19 protein-coding genes and 1 tRNA gene are annotated in these 25933 nt (G+C 40.9%); 6 read left to right on the top strand and 14 right to left on the bottom strand.

What is annotated here, in order from left to right:
• Positions 1-50: 50 nt before the first annotated feature.
• The 3 genes from ACM0OP_RS00585 to ACM0OP_RS00575 all read left to right on the top strand — a co-directional run bounded on the left by ACM0OP_RS00585 (position 51) and on the right by ACM0OP_RS00575 (position 2966).
• Complete coding sequence (locus ACM0OP_RS00585; RefSeq protein WP_414526439.1) at positions 51-815, top strand: transferase; 765 nt, start codon at positions 51-53, stop codon at positions 813-815.
• 47 nt (positions 816-862) lie between these two features.
• The gene (locus ACM0OP_RS00580) at positions 863-1663 is read left to right on the top strand and encodes a BMC domain-containing protein (RefSeq protein WP_414526438.1); all 801 of its coding nucleotides are present in this window, start codon (positions 863-865) and stop codon (positions 1661-1663) included.
• Between the two features lie 364 nt (positions 1664-2027).
• Positions 2028-2966 (top strand): LysR family transcriptional regulator, encoded by a 939-nt coding sequence (locus ACM0OP_RS00575; protein WP_414526437.1) that lies wholly within the window; start codon positions 2028-2030, stop codon positions 2964-2966.
• Between the two features lie 72 nt (positions 2967-3038).
• Here ACM0OP_RS00575 and ACM0OP_RS00570 read toward each other — a convergent pair whose 3' ends face one another.
• From ACM0OP_RS00570 to ACM0OP_RS00560, 3 genes are all read right to left on the bottom strand, one after another.
• Positions 3039-4466 (bottom strand): sodium/glutamate symporter, encoded by a 1428-nt coding sequence (locus ACM0OP_RS00570; RefSeq protein WP_414526436.1) that lies wholly within the window; start codon positions 4464-4466, stop codon positions 3039-3041.
• A 254-nt stretch (positions 4467-4720) separates the two neighbouring features.
• Positions 4721-4793 (bottom strand) — tRNA-Phe (locus ACM0OP_RS00565).
• A 77-nt stretch (positions 4794-4870) separates the two neighbouring features.
• Complete coding sequence (locus tag ACM0OP_RS00560) at positions 4871-5740, bottom strand: metal ABC transporter permease (protein WP_414526435.1); 870 nt, start codon at positions 5738-5740, stop codon at positions 4871-4873.
• 279 nt (positions 5741-6019) lie between these two features.
• Between ACM0OP_RS00560 and ACM0OP_RS00555 the strand changes: the two genes are divergently transcribed.
• Entirely contained in the window at positions 6020-6346 is a 327-nt protein-coding gene (locus ACM0OP_RS00555; protein ID WP_414526434.1) for an ArsR/SmtB family transcription factor, read from the top strand.
• 52 nt (positions 6347-6398) lie between these two features.
• On the opposite strand, the gene ACM0OP_RS00550 is transcribed toward ACM0OP_RS00555, so the two are convergent.
• Both ACM0OP_RS00550 and ACM0OP_RS00545 read right to left on the bottom strand, forming a co-directional pair.
• Positions 6399-7169, bottom strand: coding sequence for a metal ABC transporter ATP-binding protein (locus ACM0OP_RS00550; protein WP_414526433.1), 771 nt, complete (start codon positions 7167-7169; stop codon positions 6399-6401).
• A gap of 78 nt (positions 7170-7247) precedes the next feature.
• On the bottom strand, positions 7248-8285 hold the full coding sequence (locus ACM0OP_RS00545) for a metal ABC transporter solute-binding protein, Zn/Mn family (RefSeq protein ID WP_414526432.1): 1038 nt from the start codon (positions 8283-8285) through the stop codon (positions 7248-7250).
• A gap of 319 nt (positions 8286-8604) precedes the next feature.
• Between ACM0OP_RS00545 and ACM0OP_RS00540 the strand changes: the two genes are divergently transcribed.
• On the top strand, positions 8605-10182 hold the full coding sequence (locus ACM0OP_RS00540) for an iron uptake porin (RefSeq protein WP_414526431.1): 1578 nt from the start codon (positions 8605-8607) through the stop codon (positions 10180-10182).
• A gap of 435 nt (positions 10183-10617) precedes the next feature.
• Here ACM0OP_RS00540 and ACM0OP_RS00535 read toward each other — a convergent pair whose 3' ends face one another.
• From ACM0OP_RS00535 to ACM0OP_RS00500, 8 genes are all read right to left on the bottom strand, one after another.
• Complete coding sequence (locus tag ACM0OP_RS00535) at positions 10618-12348, bottom strand: Rqc2 family fibronectin-binding protein (protein WP_414526430.1); 1731 nt, start codon at positions 12346-12348, stop codon at positions 10618-10620.
• Between the two features lie 17 nt (positions 12349-12365).
• The gene (locus ACM0OP_RS00530; protein ID WP_414526429.1) at positions 12366-13631 is read right to left on the bottom strand and encodes a glycosyltransferase family 4 protein; all 1266 of its coding nucleotides are present in this window, start codon (positions 13629-13631) and stop codon (positions 12366-12368) included.
• A gap of 647 nt (positions 13632-14278) precedes the next feature.
• Complete coding sequence (locus ACM0OP_RS00525) at positions 14279-14779, bottom strand: RNA recognition motif domain-containing protein (RefSeq protein ID WP_414526428.1); 501 nt, start codon at positions 14777-14779, stop codon at positions 14279-14281.
• A 651-nt stretch (positions 14780-15430) separates the two neighbouring features.
• Entirely contained in the window at positions 15431-17677 is a 2247-nt protein-coding gene (locus ACM0OP_RS00520) for a M48 family metalloprotease (RefSeq protein ID WP_414526427.1), read from the bottom strand.
• Between the two features lie 628 nt (positions 17678-18305).
• On the bottom strand, positions 18306-19220 hold the full coding sequence (locus tag ACM0OP_RS00515) for a methylenetetrahydrofolate reductase (RefSeq protein WP_414526426.1): 915 nt from the start codon (positions 19218-19220) through the stop codon (positions 18306-18308).
• 59 nt (positions 19221-19279) lie between these two features.
• Positions 19280-20290, bottom strand: coding sequence for a tryptophan--tRNA ligase (trpS, locus tag ACM0OP_RS00510; protein WP_414526425.1), 1011 nt, complete (start codon positions 20288-20290; stop codon positions 19280-19282).
• Positions 20291-20350: 60 nt separating this feature from the next.
• Positions 20351-20779: a helix-turn-helix domain-containing protein gene (locus ACM0OP_RS00505; RefSeq protein WP_414526424.1), complete on the bottom strand. Its 429-nt coding sequence runs from the start codon at positions 20777-20779 to the stop codon at positions 20351-20353.
• Positions 20754-21062 (bottom strand): type II toxin-antitoxin system HigB family toxin, encoded by a 309-nt coding sequence (locus ACM0OP_RS00500; protein WP_414526423.1) that lies wholly within the window; start codon positions 21060-21062, stop codon positions 20754-20756. Before ACM0OP_RS00500 ends, ACM0OP_RS00505 begins: the two co-directional genes overlap by 26 nt.
• A 225-nt stretch (positions 21063-21287) precedes the next feature.
• Between ACM0OP_RS00500 and ACM0OP_RS00495 the strand changes: the two genes are divergently transcribed.
• Complete coding sequence (locus ACM0OP_RS00495; protein WP_414526422.1) at positions 21288-22049, top strand: DUF429 domain-containing protein; 762 nt, start codon at positions 21288-21290, stop codon at positions 22047-22049.
• A gap of 54 nt (positions 22050-22103) precedes the next feature.
• Here ACM0OP_RS00495 and glgP read toward each other — a convergent pair whose 3' ends face one another.
• Positions 22104-24668 (bottom strand): alpha-glucan family phosphorylase, encoded by a 2565-nt coding sequence (gene glgP, locus ACM0OP_RS00490; protein WP_414526421.1) that lies wholly within the window; start codon positions 24666-24668, stop codon positions 22104-22106.
• Between the last annotated feature and the right edge of the window lie 1265 nt (positions 24669-25933).

Genomic DNA, 25933 nt, shown 5'->3' with positions numbered 1-25933 from the left:
ACTCACCCCTCAGCACTCATATTTTTCCGGCTTCCGAGGTTAAAATTTTCATGTCTGTGCCGCCACTGCACCTCAGCAACAACTTCGACTCTTACACTAGTGGCGAGGTGACAATTCATCCTAGCGCAGTGCTTGCACCTGGAGTGATACTTCAAGCAGCTATCAACAGCAAGATTATCATCGGTCCAGGAGTCTGTATTGGTATGGGGTCAATTCTCCAAGTTAGCGAAGGAACCTTAGAGGTAGAAGCAGGAGCCAACTTGGGAGCCGGTTTTTTGATGGTTGGTTCAGGTAAAATTGGCGCAAATGCTTGTGTTGGTTCAGCGACGACAGTTTTTAACTGTTCTATTCAGCCGGGATTAGTGATTCCTCCAGGCTCAATTTTGGGAGACACTAGCCGACAGATTGAAAACACAGAACAACCGGAATTATCCCCTGATCACACTGCTAACACCAGTGATGAAGAACAGCCAGAAAATAGTTTAACAGTAGAAGAGGAAACAGTTATCTCCTCAACTACCGTCTCAGCCAAGACTTACTGGAAATTCAAACACCAGTCGGTTTCCTCTTCTCAGGCTTCATCTCCCCCGGAAAGCCAGCCTGAACCTGTAGAAGAACCTGCACCTGTGGAGGAAAAAGCCGATGCTATGAACTCCAGTCTCCAGGAACCACAATCTAGCCAGCCTCCCACTGAAGCATCTAATAGTATCCGAAACCAAATTTATGGACAAGTAAGTATAAGTAAATTATTAGTTACATTATTTCCCCATAGGAAAACCCTAAATGAACCTATTTCTGACGACGATTCTGAGTAAGTGTTAGTAGTAAGTTATCAGTTTGGTGAGTAACCTGGAAAATTCACATGGAAACACCTAATCAACACTCCCTTAGCACAATTCAGAAATCCCGCCGTCGAGATAGTCTGAAAAACACTGCTTTGGGTTTAGTCTCTACTAGCAGCTTTCCCGCCATCGTGGGGACAGCAGATATGATGCTGAAATCGGCTGGGGTTCATCTCGTGGGTTATGAAAAAATTGGTAGTGGTCAGTGTACGGCTATTGTCAGGGGCGGTATTGCTGATGTGCGCTTGGCGGTAGAAGCTGGGGTGCAAACAGCTGAACAGTTTGGTCAATTGGTTTCTAGCTTGGTGATTCCTCGACCTTATCCGAACTTGGAGATAGTATTACCTATTACTAGCCGTCTAAGTAAATTAATGGAAGAAGGGAATGAAAGCAGTTTAAGTAATTTAGCCATTGGTTTGGTGGAAACGCGAGGATTTCCGGCAATGGTGGGTGCTTGTGATGCTATGTTAAAAGCGGCTGATGTTCATTTGGCAGCATATGAAAAAATCGGTGCAGGTTTGTGTACTGCCATTATTCGTGGGACTGTGGCGAATGTAGCCGTAGCTGTGGAAGCGGGAATGTTTGAAGCAGAAAGGATTGGGGAATTGAATGCAGTGATGGTGATTCCTCGCCCACTGGATGAAATGGAAAACACTTTACCTTTAGCTAGTTGCTGGATTGAACACCGCGAACCATTGAATATGCCTGTAGAGAGAGAAGAACAAGTGGCTGAAATAGAAGTGCTACAGTTGCCTGATTTATCTCAGATCCCAGCCAAAGTTACGGAAAAAGTGATAGAGGAACTATGGAAAGATGAATGATGATCGCTAATTGTCATTGAGGTGTAATAGCCTTTGTCATTATTAGTTTTGTCCTAACCGCTAAGGAAGTTAGGACAGGGCAAAACTCTAAAACTAATTCACCGCAAGTATTTCACTTTTAATTTTTGCCATATCATAAGTAAGATAACTTTGTTTTAATTAGATTAATAGACTTTTATCTATACTACAATTCAGAACTTTGTATGGGTGATCCGGTATCATGGGTAAGTGTTCAGTGATACTAGATTATATAGCAGGGGACAGCCTTGAAACTCACTAATTGTAAGAGTTTTATTATCTGTTTGTGTCCTAATATCCTTGGGGGTTGCTATAAATTTAAATTGCTAGTAGAGGAGAATCACCGTTGAAGCAGGCGACGCTACACCAGTTGAAAGTGTTTGAGGCGGCGGCTAGACACAGTAGCTTTACTCGTGCGGCTGAAGAATTATTTCTTACCCAACCTACTGTCTCAATGCAAATTAAACAACTCACAAAGTCGGTGGGGTTGCCATTATTTGAACAAGTAGGAAAACGGCTTTTTTTGACGGAAGCGGGAAGGGAGTTATTTGAAACTTGTCGCCAGATTTTTGAAACTATAGCCCAGTTTGAAATGACTGTGGCAGATTTAAAAGGTTTGAAACAAGGACAATTACGCTTGGCTGTGATTACGACGGCAAAGTATTTTGTTCCCCGTTTATTGGGGCCATTTTGCCGACTTTATCCAGGAATTGAGATTTCGTTACAAGTAACTAACCATGAACGCCTCTTGGAAAGGATGGTGAATAACATGGATGACTTGTACATTATGAGCCAAGTACCAGAAAGTCTAGATGTAAATTATGAGCCATTTTTAGATAATCCCTTGGTGGTGTTTGCACCGGTTAATCATCCTTTGGCAAAAGAGAAAAATATTCCTATAGATAGGTTGACAAATGAACCTTTTATTATGCGTGAACCGGGTTCAGGAACTCGCCGGGCTGTACAGCAATTGTTTGATCAACATGATGTGCAAGTAAAAGTGAAGCTGGAGTTGGGGAGTAATGAGGCGATTAAGCAAGCGATCGCCGGGGGTTTAGGTATTTCTGTGTTATCGCGTCATACTTTGATGCCGGATTCTTCTGAGTTCAGTATTTTGGATGTAGAACATTTTCCCATTAAGCGGACTTGGTTTATCGGCTATCCTGCTGGTAAACAGTTATCTATTGTGGCTCGTACTTATTATGAGTATCTGCTGGAAGCAGCGAAAAAATTTGTTGAGGAAACTGGTTTTTCTGCTTACAGTCAAGAAAGCCTTGGCGACTAGAAGTCGCAGCTACATAAACATGACGCGAAGCGTCTTCCCGGAGGGAAGGCCACCTGCGTGGGTTTAAGATCCTTAGTTTGCGCCTTGCTTGCGTAGTTGCTTACAGTTATAGAAACCAAATATTAGCCAAAATGCCAGGATGAATGAGGTTAATAGCAAAATTGGTATGGAGCCAAAATTAACAATTAAAAGCGGTGCGGCGGCGGTAAATAAGCCTCCACCAACGATAGGTTCAAACAGTAATTGTTTATAAGCAAAGCTTTCAAAAGCACCGGATTGGTTATCTGGATCTACCATTCGCAATAGTAATAATCCGGTGGAAGTGACTCCCATCGATTGTCCCATATCGCCCAGACCACGTTCAAACCAGTAAAAAGGTAGAAGATGAGGGCCTAAAAAGACAAACGCACAGACGTTCCATGCAATCCCAGCAATGGATAAAATCAAGAAAGGAACCAGATTATCACCCAGTACAGAGAGAGAAATACTTGCTAGGGCTGTGACAATTGTAATATCTAACGCCAGTCCGCCAATGTTTTCCATGAGGGGACGACTAATTAAGTAGGTGCGTCTGGTACGCATAACTATATACTGCACTATTATTCCCCCAATCAGGGCGATGGGGAATAGGGGTACATAGGATATCAGTTGCACTCCATTTCTACCCCAGGTAATTGATTCTATGAAGCGTAAGGCTTCTAAAATTAACCAGCCGATGGCGATCGCTAATCCCACAAAACCAAAGTTGAGTGATAACGGATCAATTAGTAAGTCACGGACTAGATTTTTTCTGGCAATTGTGACACTTGGTTCTTCTTTTGGTAGTTCATTCTCTGCATTTTCTAGATGATCTGAGGGTTCGCGGCTAACTTGGATTTTTCCTGTTCTGCGTCCCCAGTGGATTAAAATTGTCCCGGAAACGACTCCAGAAATTAGTCCTACTGTGGCTAAAGCTAGAGATAAATCTTGCCCGGCGCTAAAACCCAAGTCTGTAAAAGTTGCAGCCATCCCGGCTGATGTCCCGTGTCCCCCTTCAAAGGCGACTTCAATTAAACAAGCGACTATGGGCGGTAAATCAAATACTGGTGTTAATATGGTGATAGCTAGTATTATTCCTACCACATATTGTCCCCAGGCGATCGCTTGACCTAATGCGACTTGTGGTGCAGCTTTCCGCCAAAATTCCTGCAATGTAGGAACATACTGACCGAGAAATAGGGTAGCAAAAACAATATTAATAAAAATACTAGGAGACTGTGACCAAACTGCTTGGATGTTTTCTGTAAATATGCCTTGAACCAGGGGAGATTTTGGATCGATTGATTGGACGATCGCACCCAAAGCACTTTTACCTAGAAGTAAGGCAATAATACCTGCAACAATGGAACTGGGTATGTAGAGCGATCGCAATATTCCCAGGCGCTGTCTGATTAACCTTCCTAAGAGGATTAATATGGCGATTAGAATATAAGCCCAGAATACATCTATTAGTCCAAACATGGCAGGTTGGTTGTTGCAGTTGCCTTTTGTATTTATTGATTTTCTATGAATCTGGGCATCTTGGCAATAGTTAAGGATGTGGGGAGTGGGGAGTAGGGTAAAAGCTTTTCGGGAGCCAACTTTTATGATCAGTCTATTTCCTAACTTCCTGGGCGGGTGGTATATTTGCTCTCTACAAAAAAAACAATTTTTCACTAGTTACAGGTAAAAGCCCCTTAAAAACAGTTGCTTTTAAGGGACTTTATCTATTTATATGCCAGGAACCAGACTTGAACTGGTGACACAAGGATTTTCAGTCCTCCGCTCTACCAACTGAGCTACCCCGGCGCGGTTATTTATTTGACTCACGATTATTAAATTTAGCACAACAACAATTGCTTGGCAAGAGTTTTCAGAAAAAAAAATTAAACTGCTTTAAACTGCAACTTCACTGCCAAAAAAACACCGAGAAAGCACAAAAACTGCACAAGTACAATACTAGGGCCTGATGCCAAGTTGAAAACACCGGAAACCATAATACCAACAAAGCTTGTGGTAGAACCGATGATGATGGATAAGCCCAAAAACCGGCTAAAGTGATGACTGATTAACTTGGCTGTGGAAGCGGGAATCACCAAAAAGGCATTGACTAGCAAAACGCCAATAGCTGTGATTGCTACAGCCACCGACAGGGAAAGTAAAATAATGAAACCATAGCGATACAGTTGGACGGGAACACCTTGTACTTGAGCAACATCAGGGTTGAGAGTCAATAAAATTTGCTGTTGCAGGGTTAAAAGTATAAATATGCTACTGGCGATGAGCAAAAGTACGGTCAAAATTAAATCTGTATTGTTGATAGCCAGAATATCGCCAAATAATACTCTCATTAAGTTGCCACGATAACCGGGAACAAAGCTAGTCATAATTATGCCAATGGCTAAAGCCCCCGATAGCACTATACTCAAAACGCTATCACTGGCTAAATCGGTTTTGTCGATGAAGTAGAGGACAACTACACCAAATACTAGGGTAAAAGGTAATAGCATCCAAGTTGGATTTAGCTGTAGCAATACTCCTAAGACTACGCCGATTAATGCTGCATGACCTACAGCATGGCTAAAAAAAGATAGCTGGCGCAGAGTGGCAAAACTACCTAATAGTCCTCCTAGAATGCCCATTAATACAGCACCTGCGATCGCTCTCTGCATGAAGGGAAATTGTAACAAATTTACAAAGTCAAAGTTAGGGGCGATCGCTAGCCAGTTAAACTGGTAAATAGAACATAAATACATAATTAAAATTTATACCTATCCCATTTTATTCATGATTATTACCGTATTAATCAGGATATTCTAACAAATTTTTAGTAATAAAAAATAGCTTATTTACACATATACTGACTTTTACACCTAAACTATCCTAATTAGTAAAATATATTTTTTGAGCTTATTGTTATTGATAGCTGGAAAATATTTAGAAATGTAAATCAAAATTATGATTAATAGATTTATGTTAAAAGTTACAGAATATTGAGTATAATTTAAAATAGATGGGTATAAATATTAATAATTATGATTGTGGAAGACTTAGCAGGTGAAATTCTCAGCACCGAAAAAGCTCAAAGGATGGCAGAATTTTTTAGCTTTTTAGGAGATAGTAACCGCCTGAGAATTTTATCTTTTTTAGCTAATAAGGAACTCTGTGTTGGTGATTTAGCATCATTACTAAACATGAGCGAATCTGCTGTTTCCCACCAATTACGAAATTTACGGGTAATGCGTTTAGTGGGATATCGCAAACAAGGACGCAATGTATTTTATCATCTTCACGATAATCATATTTTTCATCTTTATCAGGCAGTAGCTGAACACTTAGATGAACCAGATGCCAAAAAATAATCAAACAAAGAAATAATTAAACGCAGATGAACGCAGATAATTTTTAGTTTTATTAATGGTGATGCTGATAATGGCTGAAGCCAGTCCCGTAAGTTGCTAAAAGGTTTTGGGGTGAAAGAGCAATTTCAGGTTCGCCAGTGCAAACAACAGTTTGATTAAAGCAAAGAACACGATCGCAATGACGGTTAACCATATCAATATCATGGGAAACCTGCAACACCGTCCACCCTTCTTCCCGCTTTAATTCATTTAACAAAGCGTAAAAATCTGTTGTCCCTTGGATATCAACCCCAGCAAAAGCTTCATCTAGCACCAAGAGTTGGCGAGGAATCACTAAACAATAAGCCAGCAATACCCGCTTCAATTGACCACCACTCAGAGTTCCGATTGCTTGATGCTTAAGATGATAAGCATCGGTACGCCTTAAAGCCTCTGCTATTGCTGCGGATTTTCTCCTATCTTGTTTCCATAGTTGGGGAAAAAATGAAGGTTGATTTTTGCGTTCATTCGCCCATCCCAATCCCACTAATTCCCCTACAGAAATGGGAAAACTGCGGTCAAAGATAAAATTTTGGGGCATATAACCCAATCGATAACGTAATTTTTTTAACTTGCTAATTGGGCGACCAAAAATTTCGATTTTACCTGCACTGTGGGGAATTAAATCTAAAATTGCTTTCACTAAGGTACTTTTTCCCGCACCATTAGGACCAACGATAGCTGTATCTGTTCCTGGTAACAATTCAAAGGTGACATCTCGCACAGCCTGATAACTGCCTTGATATACATTTAATCCTTCGACTTTTAAAATAGGAGATGCCATTATTTCTGAATAATTAGTATTAATTAATCATGCCCTGAAGATAAACGATGATGAGGAATTGCTGTCTTCTCTATGCAATTATTGACAACCAGCCGCTAGAGTTTGCAAATTATTTCTCATGGCTTGTAAGTAATATTCAGGATTAGTATCACCACCAGCAGTTTCTAAAGAATCCAAGTTACGCACGGTTATATTTAAATCTTGTGCGAGAGTTGTTAGCAATTTATTATCAACTCCTGGTTCACTAAATAATGCTTTAGCATTATATTTTTGTACAGCTGTTACGGCTTTCTGCACATCTGCTGGTGAAAGTTGGTCTTCAGGAATTTGTACTACAGCGACCTGTTTTAAGTTATAGCGTTGAGCTAAATATGGAAAGGCATCATGGAAAGTAATAAAAGTGCAGTTAGGAGTTTTCTGCAATGTTTGCTGAAATTCTTGATCTAACTTCTGCAATTGTTGAATATAAGCCGCAGCGTTGGCTTCATAAATAGTTTTATTCGCAGGATCAGCCGCAATTAATCCATCCCGAATATTTGTTACTTGCTGTTTTGCTAAAATTGGATCTAACCAGACGTGAGGATTTCCTTGATCATGGCTATGTCCGTGGCTATGTCCGTGGCTGTGTCCATGTTCTGTTACACTTTTATCCACAGGAGAAATTGCATCTAAGGTTTCAATACCTTGACTGGCATCAATCTTAATCAAGTTAGGATTATTGGCATTTTTGATGGTATCGTCCAGAAATTCCTCCATTCCCAAACCATTTTTCACTAAAATACTGGCGTTAGAAATAGCTTTGACATCATCAGGTGTTGATTGATAATCATGAGCATCGGCAGTTGGTGGGACAATAATTGATACATTTGCTGCTTCTCCTGCTACTGCCTTAGTAAATAAATAAGTAGGCAAAATTGTAGCTACAACATCTACTTTATCTGTTGTATTGTCTGGGACTACTGCTTCTTGTGCCTGTGGTGTTTGTGCTGAATTTTCTGCTACATCTGTGTTTGATTCGTTACAGCCAGCAGTGACTGATAGTGTCAATAAAGCTATTAAAGTCAGGATACTTCGGTTTGGTGAGAGTTTTTTAGGTTGAAAACGATTCCAAATCACGATTTTTCTCCTCTAACTAAAGTGATCATGACCTAGTTTTTCTAAATTTTTATTGAGAATGAAACTCATTCTACATTATAGAATAAGTCTTATTATCGCACAATCGCTGTCAAAAAAATATTTTGTATAAATAACAGCAGATTTTATACAAGTTTCATAAGATACTTCATTTCCATCTGGATGCAATAAAAGTTACGCCTGGGGATATTAGCAAAATTCTTAAACTTCTGTTAATATTTGCGAAATACTTTTTTTTCAAAAGGTATTCTCTCAAATGCCGTGGCTAAGTGCAATCTATTAATTAAGTGTGAGGAAGGAAATGCAAAAATTCTGGAAATACTTAGTGTTTAGCCCCATGCTAGGCGGTGCTATGCTTTTTTTTAGTCCTGCTGGTTATTCAGGGGAAATACCAGTAAAATCAGTAATAAATAATTCAAAATTTGCAGATGATAACCTTACGAAAGGTGAGGTAATGGCGCAAGTTACCTCGGTTTCTCAGTTATCAGATGTGCAACCTACTGATTGGGCTTTTCAGGCTTTGCAGTCTTTGGTAGAACGTTATGGTTGTATTGCAGGTTATCCTGATAGCACTTATCGCGGTAATCGTGCTTTGACTCGATATGAATTTGCGGCTGGTTTGAATGCTTGTCTAGATCGGGTGAATGAACTGATTGCTACGGCTACTAGCGATATGGTGTCACAACAAGATTTAGGCACATTAGTCAGGTTACAGGAAGAATTTTCCGCAGAATTAGCCACATTACGGGGACGAGTAGATTCGCTAGAAGCACTTACATCTGAATTGGAAGCTAATAGATTTTCCACTACTACTAAACTACAAGGGGAAGTGGTGGCAGTTATTAGTGATGTTTTGGGTGGTGACAGGGTGAATGATCAAGATATCACTGATAACAATACGACTCTGGGAACGAGAACACGGATTCAATTTGTTACCAGTTTTACGGGGAAAGATACCCTGTTTACGAGAATCCAAGCTAATAATATTCTTAGCCCTAATATTGGCACAGCAGAGGGTAACTTATTTTTTGCTGGTGAGGATGGTACTACCAATGCTGTGATAGATGCACTGTTTTACAAGTTTCCTTTGGGTGCGAGAACAGAGGTAATTGCGATCGCTAATGCTGGCGCAGCAGATGACATCACTAGTACAGTTAATATATTTGACGGTGATGGTAGCAGTGGGGCTTTGTCAACTTTTGGTACACGTAACCCCATTTATAACCAGATAGGTGGTGCGGGTTTGGGGGTAACTCAGGAGTTTGGCGATAGATTAGCACTCAGTTTAGGATATTTGAGTGGTGGAGCTAATGATCCCTCACCGAAGAATGGTTTATTTGATGGTGCTTACGGTGCTTTAGCACAGTTAACTATTAAACCGAGCGATCGCATTGCGTTAGGATTAACTTACATTAATTCTTACAAACAGCCACTACTGACTGGTAGTAATGCAGCCACCACAGATTTGAATGGTGAAGCATTTTCTAGCGATTCCTACGGTGTCCAAGCCTCCATTGGTATCAGTGAAAGACTAGTATTAGGTGGTTGGGCTGGATATACTAATAGCCGCGCCTTGACAGGCGATCGCGGAGAGGCGGAAATTTGGAATTACGCTGTTACCCTGGGCTTTCCTGATTTGGGTAAAAGAGGTAACTTAGCTGGAATTATTGCTGGTGTAGAACCCAGAGTTACTAGTTCCAGCATCCCAGGAGTGAGTACAGATAGGGATACTTCCTATCACCTTGAAGCTTTTTACCAGTATCAATTGACCGATAACATTACCATTACACCCGGTGTCATTTGGTTAACATCACCCGACCATAACAGCAATAATAATGATGTCGTGATTGGTGCGCTGAGAACTAGATTCAGTTTCTAAGGGATTGGGGATTGGGGATTGGGGATTGGGGATTAGATAGTAACAATCTTCGCCCCTGCACCCTGCACTCTGCACTCTGCACCTCCCAGACTGCCCACGAAAAAGACCAGCTTCCCACAGCTGGCCTGAAAAATGTTTTTCCGCGTTGTCTTCTCATGGAGTGAAACTTAAATTGCGCGTTCCCAAAATTGACGGGCAACTTTTCTTAACAATATTGTAACAGTCAACACAATTTTTTTATAAAAATCTCTAAAAAAAGATAAGTCCCAACAAAACCAACCTCTATCTTGGAGAATAAATAAAAATACCAGGAGGGGGAATAGGCAGAACCAGGATAAGGGAGACTTTGAACTACGTAAAGCCTGCGTCATAGCTGCGCTTAGAGCGAAGCTCCTCTGTTCGCGTAGCGTTCCGCAGGAAAAGAGGCATTACGAATTACGAATTACGAATTACACATTGCGGTTGTCCCCAGAGAATGCGCTCTTGTTTGTAAATAGCAATACCTGGCTTGGCTCCTTTGGGTTTGTAAACGTGCTTGGGTTGAGTATAAACTACTGGTACTTGCTCACTTTGACGGGCGCGACTATAGTAAGCGGCGAGATTAGCGACAAATTGCAAATCAACTGTTTCTGGAACTGCTCCTGGTTCTAAACGCAGTAGTAGATGACTTCCGGGAATTTCTTGAGCGTGGAACCACAAATCATAATCTCCAGCTACACGAAAGCTCAATTGATCGTTTTGGCGATTGTTGCGACCGATTAAAACTTCAAAGCCGTTGGGGGTATGGTAACGATGAAAGTTGGTGCTGGCTGTTTCGCTGTTACTGCGGCTGCGGTATCCGGGATCTTCTAAATATTTTTGGGAAATTAACTCGTCGCGGATTTCTTCTAAAGCTTGTAAATCTGCGGCTGTTTGGTAGTTTTCTATCTGAGCGATCGCCGCTTCTACTTGCTCTAAATAGCTAACTTCGGAGTTGACATCAAAAAGCAATGGTTCCACCGCAGCACGGGCGCGTTTGAGTTTTTGGTGCTGTTTGTAAAGCTTTTGGGCATTTTGGACGGCGTTTTTATCTGGTTGCAGGGCGATCGCCACTGGCTGCTCTGTTTCAAAATCAGTCAGGATAATTTCTATCATCCCTGGTTGCCATTTATGCAAGTGAGACATCAATAAATCAGCCTTAGCTCGGTATTCATCAGCTTGATCTGATTGCTGCAAGCGTTGGGAAAAAGTGGCGGCTTTATTCCGTAATTTTACTAAAATATTATGTAGTTTCTGGTTTAATTGATGCTGTAACTGAGCGAAAACTTGCTGATTTAATTCGTCAGTATAGTAGCGATTAAGTAAAGTTTGGATATTTGTTTCTGGTGTAACAGCGCCCCAACCCATGACAGTATAACCCTTTGCTGTCCAAGCTGGTTGAAATTTACTTAGTTCTAATGCTTGTAGCCATTCTTGCCATCGGGTAAACAGCTTTTCCCAGTCTTCTGCTCTGAGTTGATCTGTGGTGATCTCTGGGGGTAAATTTGCTGCTACTAATATGGACTCTACCAGTGCCGAACTCAAGCCGCTATAACTTTTTAATAATTGACGTTTGATGGCTCCTGGTACTAAGCTCACCCTTTCTTGCCAGCGTTCTGGGGATTCACTTAAACTGGGAACGGGGCCAGTTAGTTTTGGCGGGATTTCATAAGGTTGTCCAGTTTGAATGGGACGGACGCTAGACTGATGCTGACCAACTTGATGGGCTGCTGTGATGATCATCTTATTAGCATCGGTGAGGATGGCGTTGCTATATTTGCCCATCACTTCCACATATATATGGTAGAGTGCGTCTTCTCCGGGACGACGGGCAAATTGTAAATCTACAACACGCTCCCAAGGTGCGATCGCTTGAATGTCCACCAAGGCTAAACCACCCAATTGATGTACTAATTGTTGGCTAAAGGTGAAGGTGTCTGGTAATCGTGGTGGTGGTTCGCCAATAGAGATACGGGCTGCTTGGGGATGCCAAGAAATTTCTAGCCAGTCCCTTTGTTTGAGGGTGCGTAATGCTACGGCAATAGTGTGGCGATCGCGCTGGTAAACTTGTTCTAATCGAGATGGCAGCCAGTGAGCGCGTAGTTCGCTACAAGAAGCTGTAAGGGTCGTATAGTCAACTGGTTGCACAACATTTATATTACGTACTACTGAAGCAATGCTGGTTCTTTGACTTTTTGCTGCAAAATTTGGCTATAAAGTTCACCTAGCTGAGTGGCGACACCATCCCAACTAAACTTACTTTCTACCCGGTTTCTGCCAGCTTTACCTAATTCCTCTCCCCATTGTGGATTTAACAAAATTCGATCTATAGCAGCTGTAAAGGCGGCGATATTTTGTGGCGGTGCTAGTAAACCTGTCACTTCGTGAACCACAGTAAATTGTAATCCACCCACATCACTGGCGACTACAGGTGTACCACTGGCCATGGATTCAATGGCTACGAGTCCAAAAGGTTCATAGTGACTGGGAACCACGCAAACATCAGCCGCCGCATAGTACGTGGGTAATATTTCTTGACTGAGACGACCGGGGAGGGTGGTAAATTCAGTCATTCCCAATTCTTGAATTATATTCTCAATGCGATCGCGCTCAATACCATCACTATTACCAGGAGTGCTTCCACCACCAATAATTAACTTCAGGTTTTGATCGCCACGTAACTGAGATTCGTTAACTGCACGCACCAAGGTTTCTATGCCTTTACGCCGATCAAAACGTCCCACATACAACACCACCTTAGTCTCTGGGGCAATTCCCAATTGTAATCTAGCAGCATGGCCATTCACAGAACCAAAACGCTGAATATCTGTACCACAGGGAATGATATCTATCTCACCTGCTGTAGAAACGAGCGATCGCATATGTTGCTGTTCCTGGGGACTTGTAGCCACAATCCTTTCTGCTGTCTCCAATACTTGTTTTTCCACTGCCAATCGCTGACTAGCAACTAGGGGAATTGTTTCTATTGTATTGTACTTAACGGCTCCTAAAGAATGGTAAGTATGAATTTGCTGAGTACCTTGGATTTTTTTCAATTGCATCCCTATCCAGCTAGAATGCCAGTAGTTGGTGTGAACTAGCTGATAGGTGATCTGATTCTCAGCTTGAAATTTCAGGAAATTATCCAAAAATTCCGGCATATATTCTAACAGATCATCCCGTGGCACAAACTTTACACCGCCTGCTTCTAAACGGATAGTACGACAATTTTTGCTCAACTGCACAATAGTTTCTTGCTCTGCACTGACTTTGCGGGTAAACATATCAACTTGCCATCCTAGCTTTGCTAGGGATTCACCCACATTACGCACGTAAACATTTTGTCCGCCAGCTTCTTCTTTACCAATTTCAATCGCCGGATCTCCATGAACAGAAATTAAGGCAATACGTTTGTCGGTAATAGCGTTCATACTTTGTGTGTTGCTAATTCTAGAAATGTGTCGTCAAAGTTTCGCCGCGCAAATTTAACTCAACTATTTAGGAACTGTAATCTTTATTTTATTTTAATTATGTCAAAAAATTTCTGATATTGGCTACGCGGTCTATAGTTATTTGCACAAAAATTCTCTGCAACTTCTTTATACATCCAGAAATTATATTTATATCCAATACTTGTAATAGATAAACTTCGATATAAATAGAGCAGTATGAATAATTCAAGGTTTATATAGGAATCATATTTGATTTCTGAAAAACACGTAGGGTGCTGTATAGCCCAAGGGGCATGGCTCCGCTAAAGCGAAGCGTAACGCACCATCCTGAAAGCCTTTCGTGCGTTACGACGTTCCGTCTAACACACCCTACAACACCTAGATTTTTTCAATAATCAAACCGTAGTCCTATAGTTAAGTATTTACCGTTTGGGAAGCAATGCAATAGTTATCAATTACCAAAGCCTTTCGGTATCTAACTTTTATGATCAGCTTATGTCCTAACGTCCTTGGCGGTTGCTATAAATCTGGGCAAATTTCACTAAAAGTAGCAATAACGCACAAAAGAGGGGAATTAAAACCTAGAAACTGAACAATTGCAGTTTTCAGTTCTATTCCCCACAGACTCAGTTTGTAGTTTGTGCCGCTAACATCTCTTTGAGCTTTTCTAGTTCAGAAGCCCAACGTGGATCTGGACGAATTGCATCTGAGTCACCACCTGTGCTAGTTTCCCGGACACTACCGCCACCACCACGGCGAGATTTTTTACCGCTTTTTTCACGACGACTACCTTCTTTTTGGATAGTAGGAGCCGGATGACTAGTAGCACTACTGGAGGCAGGTTTAGGAGCTTGGTCTTCACCTTCTTCTCCCTTTGTCCGGGGTAATGCTTTCTCTAGTTTGATGGGAGTCTCTTTGAACAATTGACCATTATACTTTTCAATAATTTGATCAGCTTGTTCATCATTGTTGACTGTAAGAAAACCGAAACCACGGCATTTACCAGTTTTACGGTCTTTGATCAGTTTTGTAGTCACAGCTTCGCCTTCTTCGGCAAAAACTGCTTGTAAATCCTGACGATCTATTTCTTCTTTTGGCAAATTACCTATATATAGGCGAACGGACATGAACTATACCTCCAGAGTTGAACGAACATGGCAAGGCAAGAAAATAATTACTTGGCTTTGGCTGTTAAATAGATGCTATTGACCAAGACTGCCGTAAACCAAATTTTTTACTCCAAACTGTCAACCTATACAATACAGTTTTTCGTTGGGATCAAGCTTGTTTAATACAAAAGCGTATACAACGCCTAGCTAATACCACCTTAATTCTAAGAATCGTAAATTTATAAGCCTTGGCTTGCTCAAGTAAATATCTTCTTTGATAACCTTGCTAGCGGAATAAATACCATTCTTTAGATTACCACGGTGTCATCTGCGTAGCTAGTTCAGAACATACATTTTCCACAATAGCATTAAAATATCGTAGCATAAAGTACACTTCACTGCTGAATTAGAGACAAAAACCAGCCGATGGCTGGCGGATTTTCTACTGTATGGAGAGAATTAAAAGGATAAGTTTGCACGAATCGGTTAATTTTTGGATAACTGCGCGGCATTGGGAAGTTAATTTTTTTGTCAATAATTCATCAATAAATTTAACATTATTGGAGTGAAGGTGCAATTTTTCTTTACATTCAGGGGATAGGGTTACTAAACAGAAAACCGAACAATTGATTACCCAAAAATCATTCAAAGACTCATTCTTTCGCAGCATTAGCCTCTGAGAAAAATGATTGCACCCCAAACCTGTGCTGCAATGGCTACAAAAGTAGACCAAAAGGGATGAGAACTATAAATGTTTTTACCGCTTTGGGTTTCTACTTTGTGAATATCAATCCAGGGTGTAGCTCCCCGACGGAACCAGCCTGTAACGATAATTTGTCTACCAATTAAGTCTTGAGGATTAATTGACTGTCCTAAAGCAGCAACGTGACGTAATTTCACTAATCCTGTGCTGCACTGAAGGATTAAATCTTGTCCTAAGCCATTACCTGTACCTCGGCGACCCAATAGCTTACCGGCTAGCCGGACACTAATACTATCAATAGGAATGGCAGAGGGATGAGCTAGTAGGTTAGGTAAGTTTTGTTCATCTTGGATATTAGGGGTTTTGATGTCGGGAAAAAACCGATTCATCCGGAACACTAGACCCATACCAAAGCAAATTAGTACCGAACCGATGACAAAATTCCCATCTTCATAGATCCATTTTAAATTCAACATCCTGAAAGCAAAAGCAGCTTGCCACAGACCCCAACCAAGACCGGCAAACATCACTCCCAGGGGTATACCTAAAAAGGGAGAGATTTGTAACAGGAAGGATTGCCGGTTGACCTGATGGGTGTATTTGTTAGTTAGATTTAGTTCTGGGTCTATATGCCAATGGCGGGAAATTTGATTCAGATGTTGAATGCGATCGCCGATAAGAGGATGGCTGTTATTGATAGTCATCCAGTGACGATAGGGATGGAGAGTATCCCAGGTCAAGATAGATTCAAAGGGCATTTTTCCGGCAATACTACCCAAGGATAGGCTTTGCTGATACCCGATTGGGATAAATAAATTTAAACTTTCTAAATGCCAATTGGTTTGTTCTGATTTTTGAATGTCAACAGCAATGCCGATGGCAATTTTGAGTAAGGCGCGTGTGAGAGCGTTAGGATTACCGGTGATTTCGGAGGAGAGGCGATCGCTATAGTAAAATCGTAACCGCGATAACCATAAACCAACACCAGTCAACAAACACCAAAAGCCATAAATCACACTAGCCACAATAGTAATTGGCTTATACCAAATTCCCTCTGATTTTTTGTTGCCCCAGGTGGATATTTGCTGATATAACCGATGAATTGGTAGGGTCAGTAGCAAGACCAGAGACAAAGCAACAAAATCTTTGTGAGCAATATGTCCTAACTGTGTGCCATAAATAGTAGCAATTTCATCATCTGCCAGTTGTTCCAGAAGTCCTTGACTGACTACAATCCTGGCATTCCGAGCCAAGTTTCCATAAGTCAGTGCTATGGGAGCAGCTATAGGTAGAATGCGTAGTTTCGGTGACTTCCAGCGACGTTGTTGACAATAACGTTGTAATACCCTGGCTGTTTCCCGACTGTAACCATGTAAAACTTCTGGAGACAAATCTCGCTGTTGATAAAATTTGCCTAATAGCCAATCTAGTAACCAAGGTGATAATCCCATGATTATTAATAAAGCTATCAATAAAAATGGGTCGGGGTTGCCGTATAAAAACTGTATCGGCTGTAGGTAAGGTAATTTTACTAAAGTAGAGTTAATTAATCCCATTGCGAGATTAACTATTGATCGCAGTACCCAAAATACAGCTATGAATGTACCGATTGTGAGCAACCGCAAGGGAATTAAGTTAGGCTTACGCAGTGGCTGCCAAACTTTGGCACGTTTTGCCTGTCGCCAATAAATATTGGATGATGGCGCTGTTCCATAACTACTGGAATCCGAAAAACTTCCTGTTGTGCTAGCAGGTGCTGATTCCATCAAGTTGCGGTACTCACCTGATGGGATGTTGGGGTTTTGTAAGTTACCTGATTTTGCGGCAGATGAATTGTGATCTCTTGTAGCTTCTGGTACTTTATTTGTAGATGGAGTATTTCGAGAATTTTCAAAAGCGACAAATCCGCTTGATGAATTTGTGGCTGTTTTGGTGTTTTTTTTGCGCTTTGTCAAGTGTGAGAGGGCAACTTTAGCCCATTCTTGAACTTGTGTATTTTGGCTGCGAGTCAGAGTTTGGCATAGGATGGTGGCTTGGCGGATTTGCCCAACGCGTGCGTAAGCCATGACTAAACCAACTCGTGCCTGTAAATTAGCGTTAGGATTTTCTTGATTACTAGCTACAGGTATAAGTTTGGCGATCGCAGTTTTGTAATTTCCTTGTTTGAGGGCAACTAAACCGGCCTCCAAAGAGAGTTCAGCATCTGAAGGCATAGAAATTTTGGCTCTCCAATCTCTACTAACTGAATCCACGGTGGAATAGCAGCGCGAATCTTTAATGCCGTGGACATCAATTACACCCGGTTAATCCTATCCAGTCAAGGGAATAATTTTTCCACTAATTGATTGTCCAGAATACACCGAGGCGATGGCGCGTAATTTCAACTTGGTATGATCTCCGTTGCATAAAACTTATCTACCAGCTACCAATAATTTTTGATAGCAGAAGACTAAAACTCAGTTTTCCATATCAACCTTGATAATGTTTACGAGTCTTCATAGGGGCAATAGCTCTAATATGGTTTCTACAGCATACTCGTTTTGTTAGGGGTTGACGACTGACTGTAACCAAAAATCTGCTTAAATTTAGCAAAATTGCAGGTGATTCACTGGATTTATTCCGGGATAACATTTAGTTTCATCAGAATATCTGTGGCATGGCGGTCAAACCATCCCCTTTAGGTAATAGGAGAAACACGGTTGAGATACTTTTAAGTATCGTGATACTTTTTCAATGCTTTCTCTAGCAAACCGGATCAGTAGAGATTTAATCTTTAATGAAGGGCGATCGCATCACCCGGAATCAAGAGGAAATGCGATCGCACTTTTACGGGGGTAGCACCTAATGCACTGGTGTCATTCCCGCTAAATCTAAAATTGGCGCAATCAAATCTTCCCGTTTCACAGCCATGATGTGGACACCCTGACATAATTGTCGCGCCATTACCACTTGTTCGGCAGCAATTGTCATTCCTTCCTGAAGGGGATCTTTGGCTTGGGCTAATCTATCAATAATGTGTTGGGGAATATTGACACCAGGAACACACTTATTAATAAACTGAGCATTCTTGGCAGACTTTAACAGAAAAATCCCAGCCAAAATCGGCTTATTGTAACTAGTGGCGATGGTATCCATAAACTTTTCCAGACGTTCAAAATCTGTAATCATTTGACTTTGGAAAAATTGCGCTCCGGCTTCGATTTTCCGTTCAAATCGCTTTTGTAAACCTGACCAACTAGGAGACTGGGGATCGACAGCCGCACCAGCAAATAAATCAGTAGCACCATCGGGGAAAGGCTGCTCATTACAATCAACGCCCTGATTCATCTTGCGAATTAGTTGTAGCAGTCGTACAGATTCCAAATCAAATACTGGTTTGGCATGGGGATGATCACCTACTTTCACCGGGTCGCCAGTCAAAGCTAAAATGTTGCGGATACCGAAGGCATGAGCGCCCATTAAATCAGCTTGTAAACCAATTCTATTGCGATCGCGGCAAGCCATCTGACAAATCGGCTCAATCCCATTTTGTAACAAAAAAACTGAGGCTACCAACGAAGACATCCGCAATACAGCGCGGCTACCATCGGTAATATTGACGGCATGAACCCTCCCCTTAAGGGTCGCCGCCATTGAAATCATCTGTGTGACATTTACCCCTTTTGGGGGTGCTACCTCGGCGGTAACTAAAAACTCGCCTGCTTGTGCGGCGCGACGAAATGAATTTAAAACTGTGGGATTTTGGGTATCCTGCATAACATTAATGTTTCGGTTTCCTTCCAGGCTATAACGAATTATGCCCAAAAGCGAAACCCTTAAAGAGGTAGAGTGTAGCCCAACGCAGTTTTTACCTGTGTCAAAGTTTGATTGGCGATCGCCTCAGCCTTCTCCCGTCCATCCCGCAACACAGAATTGAGATAAGCTTGATCTGCGATCAACGCCTGGTATTTTTCCTGAATTGGTTTTAAAGCATTAATTGTGGTTTCTGTCAACAATGGCTTAAATTGTCCCCAGCCCATGTCTTGACATTCTGCTGCGACCTCTTCCTTCTTCTTTCCAGACAGCAGCATATACAGACTTAACAAGTTATTACACTCTGGACGCTCCGGATCATCGAAAGTCAAACCCCGAACCTGATCAGTTTTACAACGCTTAATCTTATATTGAATCTGCTCTGGTGGGTCTAGTAAACTAATTCGGCTTAAATCAGACGGATCAGACTTCGACATTTTGCGTGTACCATCCGCCAAACTCATTACCCTTGCCCCTTCCTTAAGAATTAAAGGCTCTGGTAACTTAATCACAGGCTGGTCAGGTTTACCAAATTGGTGATTAAATCTGTTAACAATATCTCTTGTCAGTTCCAAATGTTGCTTTTGGTCTTCACCTACTGGCACTTTATCAGCTTGATACAGCAAAATATCAGCAGCCATCAGCACAGGATAGTCCAACAAGCCGACATTCACATTTTCACCCTGCTTAATCGCCTTTTCCTTAAACTGAATCATGTCTTCCAACCAGTTTAAAGGTGTAATGCAATTAAACAACCAGGTAAGTTCACTGTGGGCAGAGACGTGAGATTGCACAAAAATAGTAGAGTGATTTAAATCCAGACCACAAGCCAGATAAAGCGCCACCAGGGTATAGGTATTAGACGCTAACAGTTTGGGGTCGTGTGGTACAGTAATGGCGTGCAAATCAGCCACAAAGAGGTAATTGTCGTATTCGCTCTGACCTTCTACCCAGTTGCGAATAGCTCCCAAGTAGTTACCCAGATGGTAATTACCCGTTGGTTGAACTCCAGAAAGAATACGCTGCTTGCCCATAAATTTCAACTTAATTTATCTCAAATTCGCCCTCTGTAAAGTGGCGGTTACAAAACTCATTCAATTTTGACATTTTCCAGGAGAAATTTCTAAATAAGTAGGTGAAATCTGGAAAAAATTTGCCAACTTTTGAATTTCTATTGCTGTTAATTGGCGTTTGCCATTTAAAATATCTAGAACTGTTGACTCACTTTCTAAGATGTCAGCTAAATCTTGAGGTTGTAGATTAGATTCTTCCAATAATGCTTGGAGACATTCAACACCTTGAAGAGTAGGGATTAATTCATGACTTTCTTCATAGTCATAAACCAGAGTAGCAAGAACTTTTAAATAGTCTCGATCATCTTGTGTGAGATTTCCTTGATCCAGAATCCCATTAATTCGAGATTGGGTAGCAATTAAATCGTCATCATTAGTAATTGGACGGGGAGGAAATGTGGTCATTAGCTCTATATAGTAGCTACTAGGAGTTTCTAAACCACTCGTCATTTTTCCAATTCTCCTTGTCGTATTCAGCGTGTGTAAGTACAGCACGTACAAATAAAATTTGATACTCGTAATCTATATAGGTTATGAGTCGGTAATTATTACCTTTAATATTAAAGACGGTAAAGTTGCCAACTAAATCTGCTGATGAAAAAATTTTTCTGACATCATTAAAACTTTGCACTTCAGAATCAGATAATCGCTGATACCATAATATAAGTCCTGATTCCGCTTGCGAGTGTTTTTCCCAAAATTCTCTAAGTATTCTTTTGCTAATAACACGCATCAAAAGTCTTTTGATATATTATAATGTTCTCAAATTTTAAAAGAGATATATTTCAATACAGTTAAGTTAAGGATAGATTAGGCAAAAACCAACGAATTAAACCTTGCATGAGGTGAAATCTGGCGATTCGTGTTGAATCAATCTCCCCATTCAGAATACAAAGTTAATTATTCTTATGTGAAGCAGATTAGGATATACTTCCCATTATTTTAACTCATAACATTCATGAAATTTATCGGTGTTGATTTAGGCTGGAAATCGCAACCAAGCGGCTTGTGCTGCTTAGAATTAATCGCAGGACAACTGCAAATCCTAGATTTAGACCGTCTAGAATTGATTGCAGACATCCTGACATGGATAGATAAAAATGTCTCACCAGAAGAACCAGGCATAATTGCTGTAGACGCGCCTACCTTGATCCCCAACGCTATTGGAAGTCGTCTACCGGACAAACTCACACACAAATACTTTGGCAAATATCACGCCGGATGCTACCCAGCTAATCAAAACTTACCCTTTGCAGAACGCACAATCAACTTTGGTTTAGAACTAGAATTGCGGGGATTTGCCCACGCACCCACAATTAATCCCCAAAAACCAGGTAGATATCAAATAGAAGTCTTTCCCCATCCAGCCATAGTTAACTTATTCAACTTAAAACGCATCCTCAAATATAAAAAAGGACGCATCAATGAGCGTCGCTTAGAATTAATTAAACTGCAAAATTATATTCTCGATATTCTCCCCACCCTGACTCCCTCTCTGTGTACTTTGCGCCTCTGTGGTTCGTTTAATTCCGAAATCCCTACCACAGGTGCAGCACTCAAAGCATACGAAGACAAACTAGACAGCTTAATTTGTGCGTATGTAGCAGCCCACTGGTGGTATTGGGGAGAACAACATAACTTAGTATTAGGCGATCGCACCACCGGCTACATAGTCATCCCTGAGAAAAGTGGGGAGTGGGGAGTGGGGAGTGGGGAATAGGAGGGAAAATTTTCTTTACCCTTGCGCCCTGCGCCCTGCTCCCCTGCTTCTTCCCTATTCAGCCCAAGCGATTAATCTTGGCTCATAAGGACTAGACAAATGTTGGTGCTGGGGTAGAACACGCAGAGACAAACCTTGTAAACCAGAAGCCGTATACGTGATATTAGCAGTGTAAACACTTAAGTTATCTGTATCTTGTCCTTGGTAATCCATCACCACAGGTATAGCATTGACAATTTCACCATTGGCATCAATCGTACCTTGGTATAACTCCACCCGGACATCATCATTAGTCAGAGTCGCTAAATCAACCTTGGCTTTGACAGCAACACTTTGGTTGACCTCAATATCAGCATCTGTGGATACATCAATATCTTTGACCTTGATATTAAACCACTTGGCGCTGAGTTTAGATTTCCAACTGGCTAACTCCTTCGCTGGAGCGTAATTATCAGCAGTGAGAACATGATAGCGATCGCTAGCCGGAAAATAAGCCCGTTGAGCATATTCGCCCACCATCCGCGCTGTATTAAAGAAAGGACAATTCAAGCGAATAGCATCCTTCATCTTAGCAATCCATGACCTGGGCAAGCCATCAACATCCTGATATTCATAGAACAGAGGCACAACCTCCTTCTCTAACAACTCATAAAGAGCATTAGCCTCCACCTCATCCTGGTAATTAGGATCATCGTAATTTTCACCATGTCCAATTGACCAACCAGTCCGGACATAATCAGCCTCATCCCACCAGCCATCAAGAACACTTAAATTTAGCAACCCATTCATAGCCGCCTTCATCCCACTAGTACCGGAAGCCTCCCTGGGACGACGAGGGGTATTTAACCAGACATCACAACCTGCTACCATCAAGCGAGCAATGTGGATATCATAATTAGGCACAAACACCACTTGTTTTTCCAAGTTTTGTTCAGTAATAAAGTGATTGATATCACGGATCAATTCTTTTCCTGGAATATCTTTAGGGTGAGCCTTACCAGCGATCACAAATTGCACTTTGCGATTTTTGTTACTCAGCAAAATCTGCTTGATTCTATCTAAATCACGCATCCACAGGGTAGCGCGTTTGTAGGTGGCAAAACGTCGTGCAAAGCCAATGGTGAAAACGTTGGGATCGAGAACTTCTTGGGCTTGGTGAATTTCCGCAGCTGACGCACCGCGATCGCGCAAATGCTTTACTAAGTGTTCTCTAACATAGACAACCATATCTAAGCGACAGCGTTGGTGATTGCGCCACAATTCCTCATCGGGGATCGTATCAATCCGATCCCACAAAGGGCTATCTGGTGCTGCTGATGACCAATTGGGGCCTAAATAGCGATCGTACAACTCCTGATTTGACTTAGCCACACAACTACGTGCATGAACACCATTGGTAATTGCCGCAATTGGTACTTCTTCCACCGGTACCTTTTTCCATAAACCCTGAAACATTTGCCGTGATACCACACCATGTAACTGTGCCACACCGTTAGAAAATGTTGCCATCTTTAACGCCAACACCGCCATACTGAAAGGTGCAGATAAATCACCAGTATTTTCTCGCCCCAGCCCTAAAAACTGCTCTTTAGGCAAGCCAAAAATATCCGCATAGTACCCCAGATAATAGAGAATCTTGTCAGGAGAGAACAAATCTATCCCGGCGGGTACTGGCGTATGAGTAGTAAAAATATTGCTAGAGGCTACCACTTGTTTAGCTTGATCATAACTCAATCCGGCTTCCTGAATTAAGATGCGGATACGTTCTAAAGACGAAAAAGCCGCATGGCCTTCATTCATGTGATAAGCAGTCACATCATAACCCAGAGCCTTCAACATTTGTACACCACCAATACCCAGCATAATTTCCTGGTGGATACGCATATCGATATCACCACCATACAGCTGATCCGTAATATCGTGGTCGTAAGGATTATTAGGTTCAATGTTGGTATCTAGCATATACAGTGGCACCATTCCCACCTGTACGCGCCAAACTCTGGCGTAAACCTTGCGCCCTGGATAATCTACCGCAATTCGTAATTCCGAACCATCAGGATTACGCTCCAGATGCAAAGGCATATTATAGAAATCATTGATGGGGTAACGTTCTTGTTGCCAACCATCTGCATTCAGGTACTGAGCAAAGTATCCTTGTTGATACAATAAACCCACACCCACAAGAGGTAAACCCAAATCACTTGCAGATTTTAAGTGATCCCCTGCAAGAACACCTAAACCCCCAGAATAAACTGGTAAACAATCTACAAGTCCAAATTCCGCCGAAAAATAGGCGTAACATTCCTTGGGTTCTTGGTGACGTTGTTTCTGATACCAAGTACGTTCTTGTAAATAATCTTCTAGCTGGCGCGCCGCCCTGTCCACTTGCGCGAGGAAGCCTTCATCTTCCACAACTTCTAATAACCGCGCTTGACTGATAGTACCTAGCATTAACACTGGGTTATGATGGCTAGACTCCCACAGTTCCGGGTCTAAACGACGGAATAAATCTTTACTTTCAACATTCCAATCCCAATGCAAGTTATATGCTAATTTCCTCAGAGGTTCCAGCCGTGATGGTAAGGAAGGGGAAACGTTAAATGTACGAATTGGCTGCATAATTTTGATAAAACTCCAAGTTGAATTTTGGCTATTTCTGAGGTATCTCTTGCTGTCTACCCACCGTCGCCAATTCTTTTTACTGTGTTTGTAAAATTACGATGGCTTTTTCAGCATCAAAAATTATTTCTGACATCGCTGATAAAGTTTACACCAAGGGAATTTTTAAGTCTATGGATTACCCTCAAGTATTTACTTAGTATATTAAAATTTCATTCTTGGTCTATCAGCTAAAAGTTAAACAAATATAAATAAATCCTGATTATGCTGGAGTCTTTAGCTAAAAAGCCTATATGCAACTTTTTTTACCCCCACGACCAAAGTCAGAAATTATATCAGATATCGCAAGGATATGGAAAAAGCCTTGAAACTCCTTAATTGCAAGGTTTTCATCATCTGTTTTGGTTCTAAATTCCTTTTAAGTTGGTATGATTTACTCTAGAGCATGAAATGTAATAAAAAAATTCATAAATAAGTATCAATCGTATCTATATTCAGCATAATCTAGAGATATACTTTTTTCTAAGGATTTACCAAACATAAATTCTCCCAGTTATATCTCGTATAAAACTGCTTTTTTCTTATATTTGTAATTGCGTGTATAAGCAATTCATGCTGTTATCTAATATCTAGTTTGTGATTGGATGATGTTTGTCAAGTCTCATGTATAACTAGCGACTGGAAGCCTCAACTAAACAGAAAAAACCTTTGCTAAGAGTGTCGGCGAATTTATTATATTTCCCCAAAACTTTTAAGTATAATCCGATATCAATTCTCATGGCGATTAAGTAAAAAATCTGTGTGTTCTTATTGCTGTATTTAGATGTAATTAAGATTGAATATTTATTTTTTATTCAATGTAAAATTAAATTATCTTTGTAGCATCCTGAAATATATGTCAAGGTGATGAAAGTTAATATTATTTATAATGATTTACATGATTCCTCAAAGTATATAAAAATTAAACCACATTAATTGTGAGTGACCCCTTTTTGTGCTAATTTTACAGCACTACAGATGCTATTGCTTGAATTTTATACTTGTAAAATACTGAACCCAGATAGTTATAGGTAGTGATGATCAACATTTTTAATATCAAATTAACTTGACTAATTGATGATATTTTTCCACAAAATGTATTTTGGTATAAGTACATTATTAATCCTCAAAAAATTAGTTAATATAATTATCGTTTGTATAAGCTTAGTAAAAGATTATACTCTCCAAATAATCAATAGTTAAGTTATGCAGAAATTCAATATATA

The organism is Nodularia chucula CCY0103 (assembly GCF_963923915.1).
GTDB classification, from domain to species: domain Bacteria; phylum Cyanobacteriota; class Cyanobacteriia; order Cyanobacteriales; family Nostocaceae; genus Nodularia; species Nodularia chucula.
Note: the sequence above shows the minus strand (reverse complement) of the source record. Positions and strands in the feature narration are given on the sequence as shown.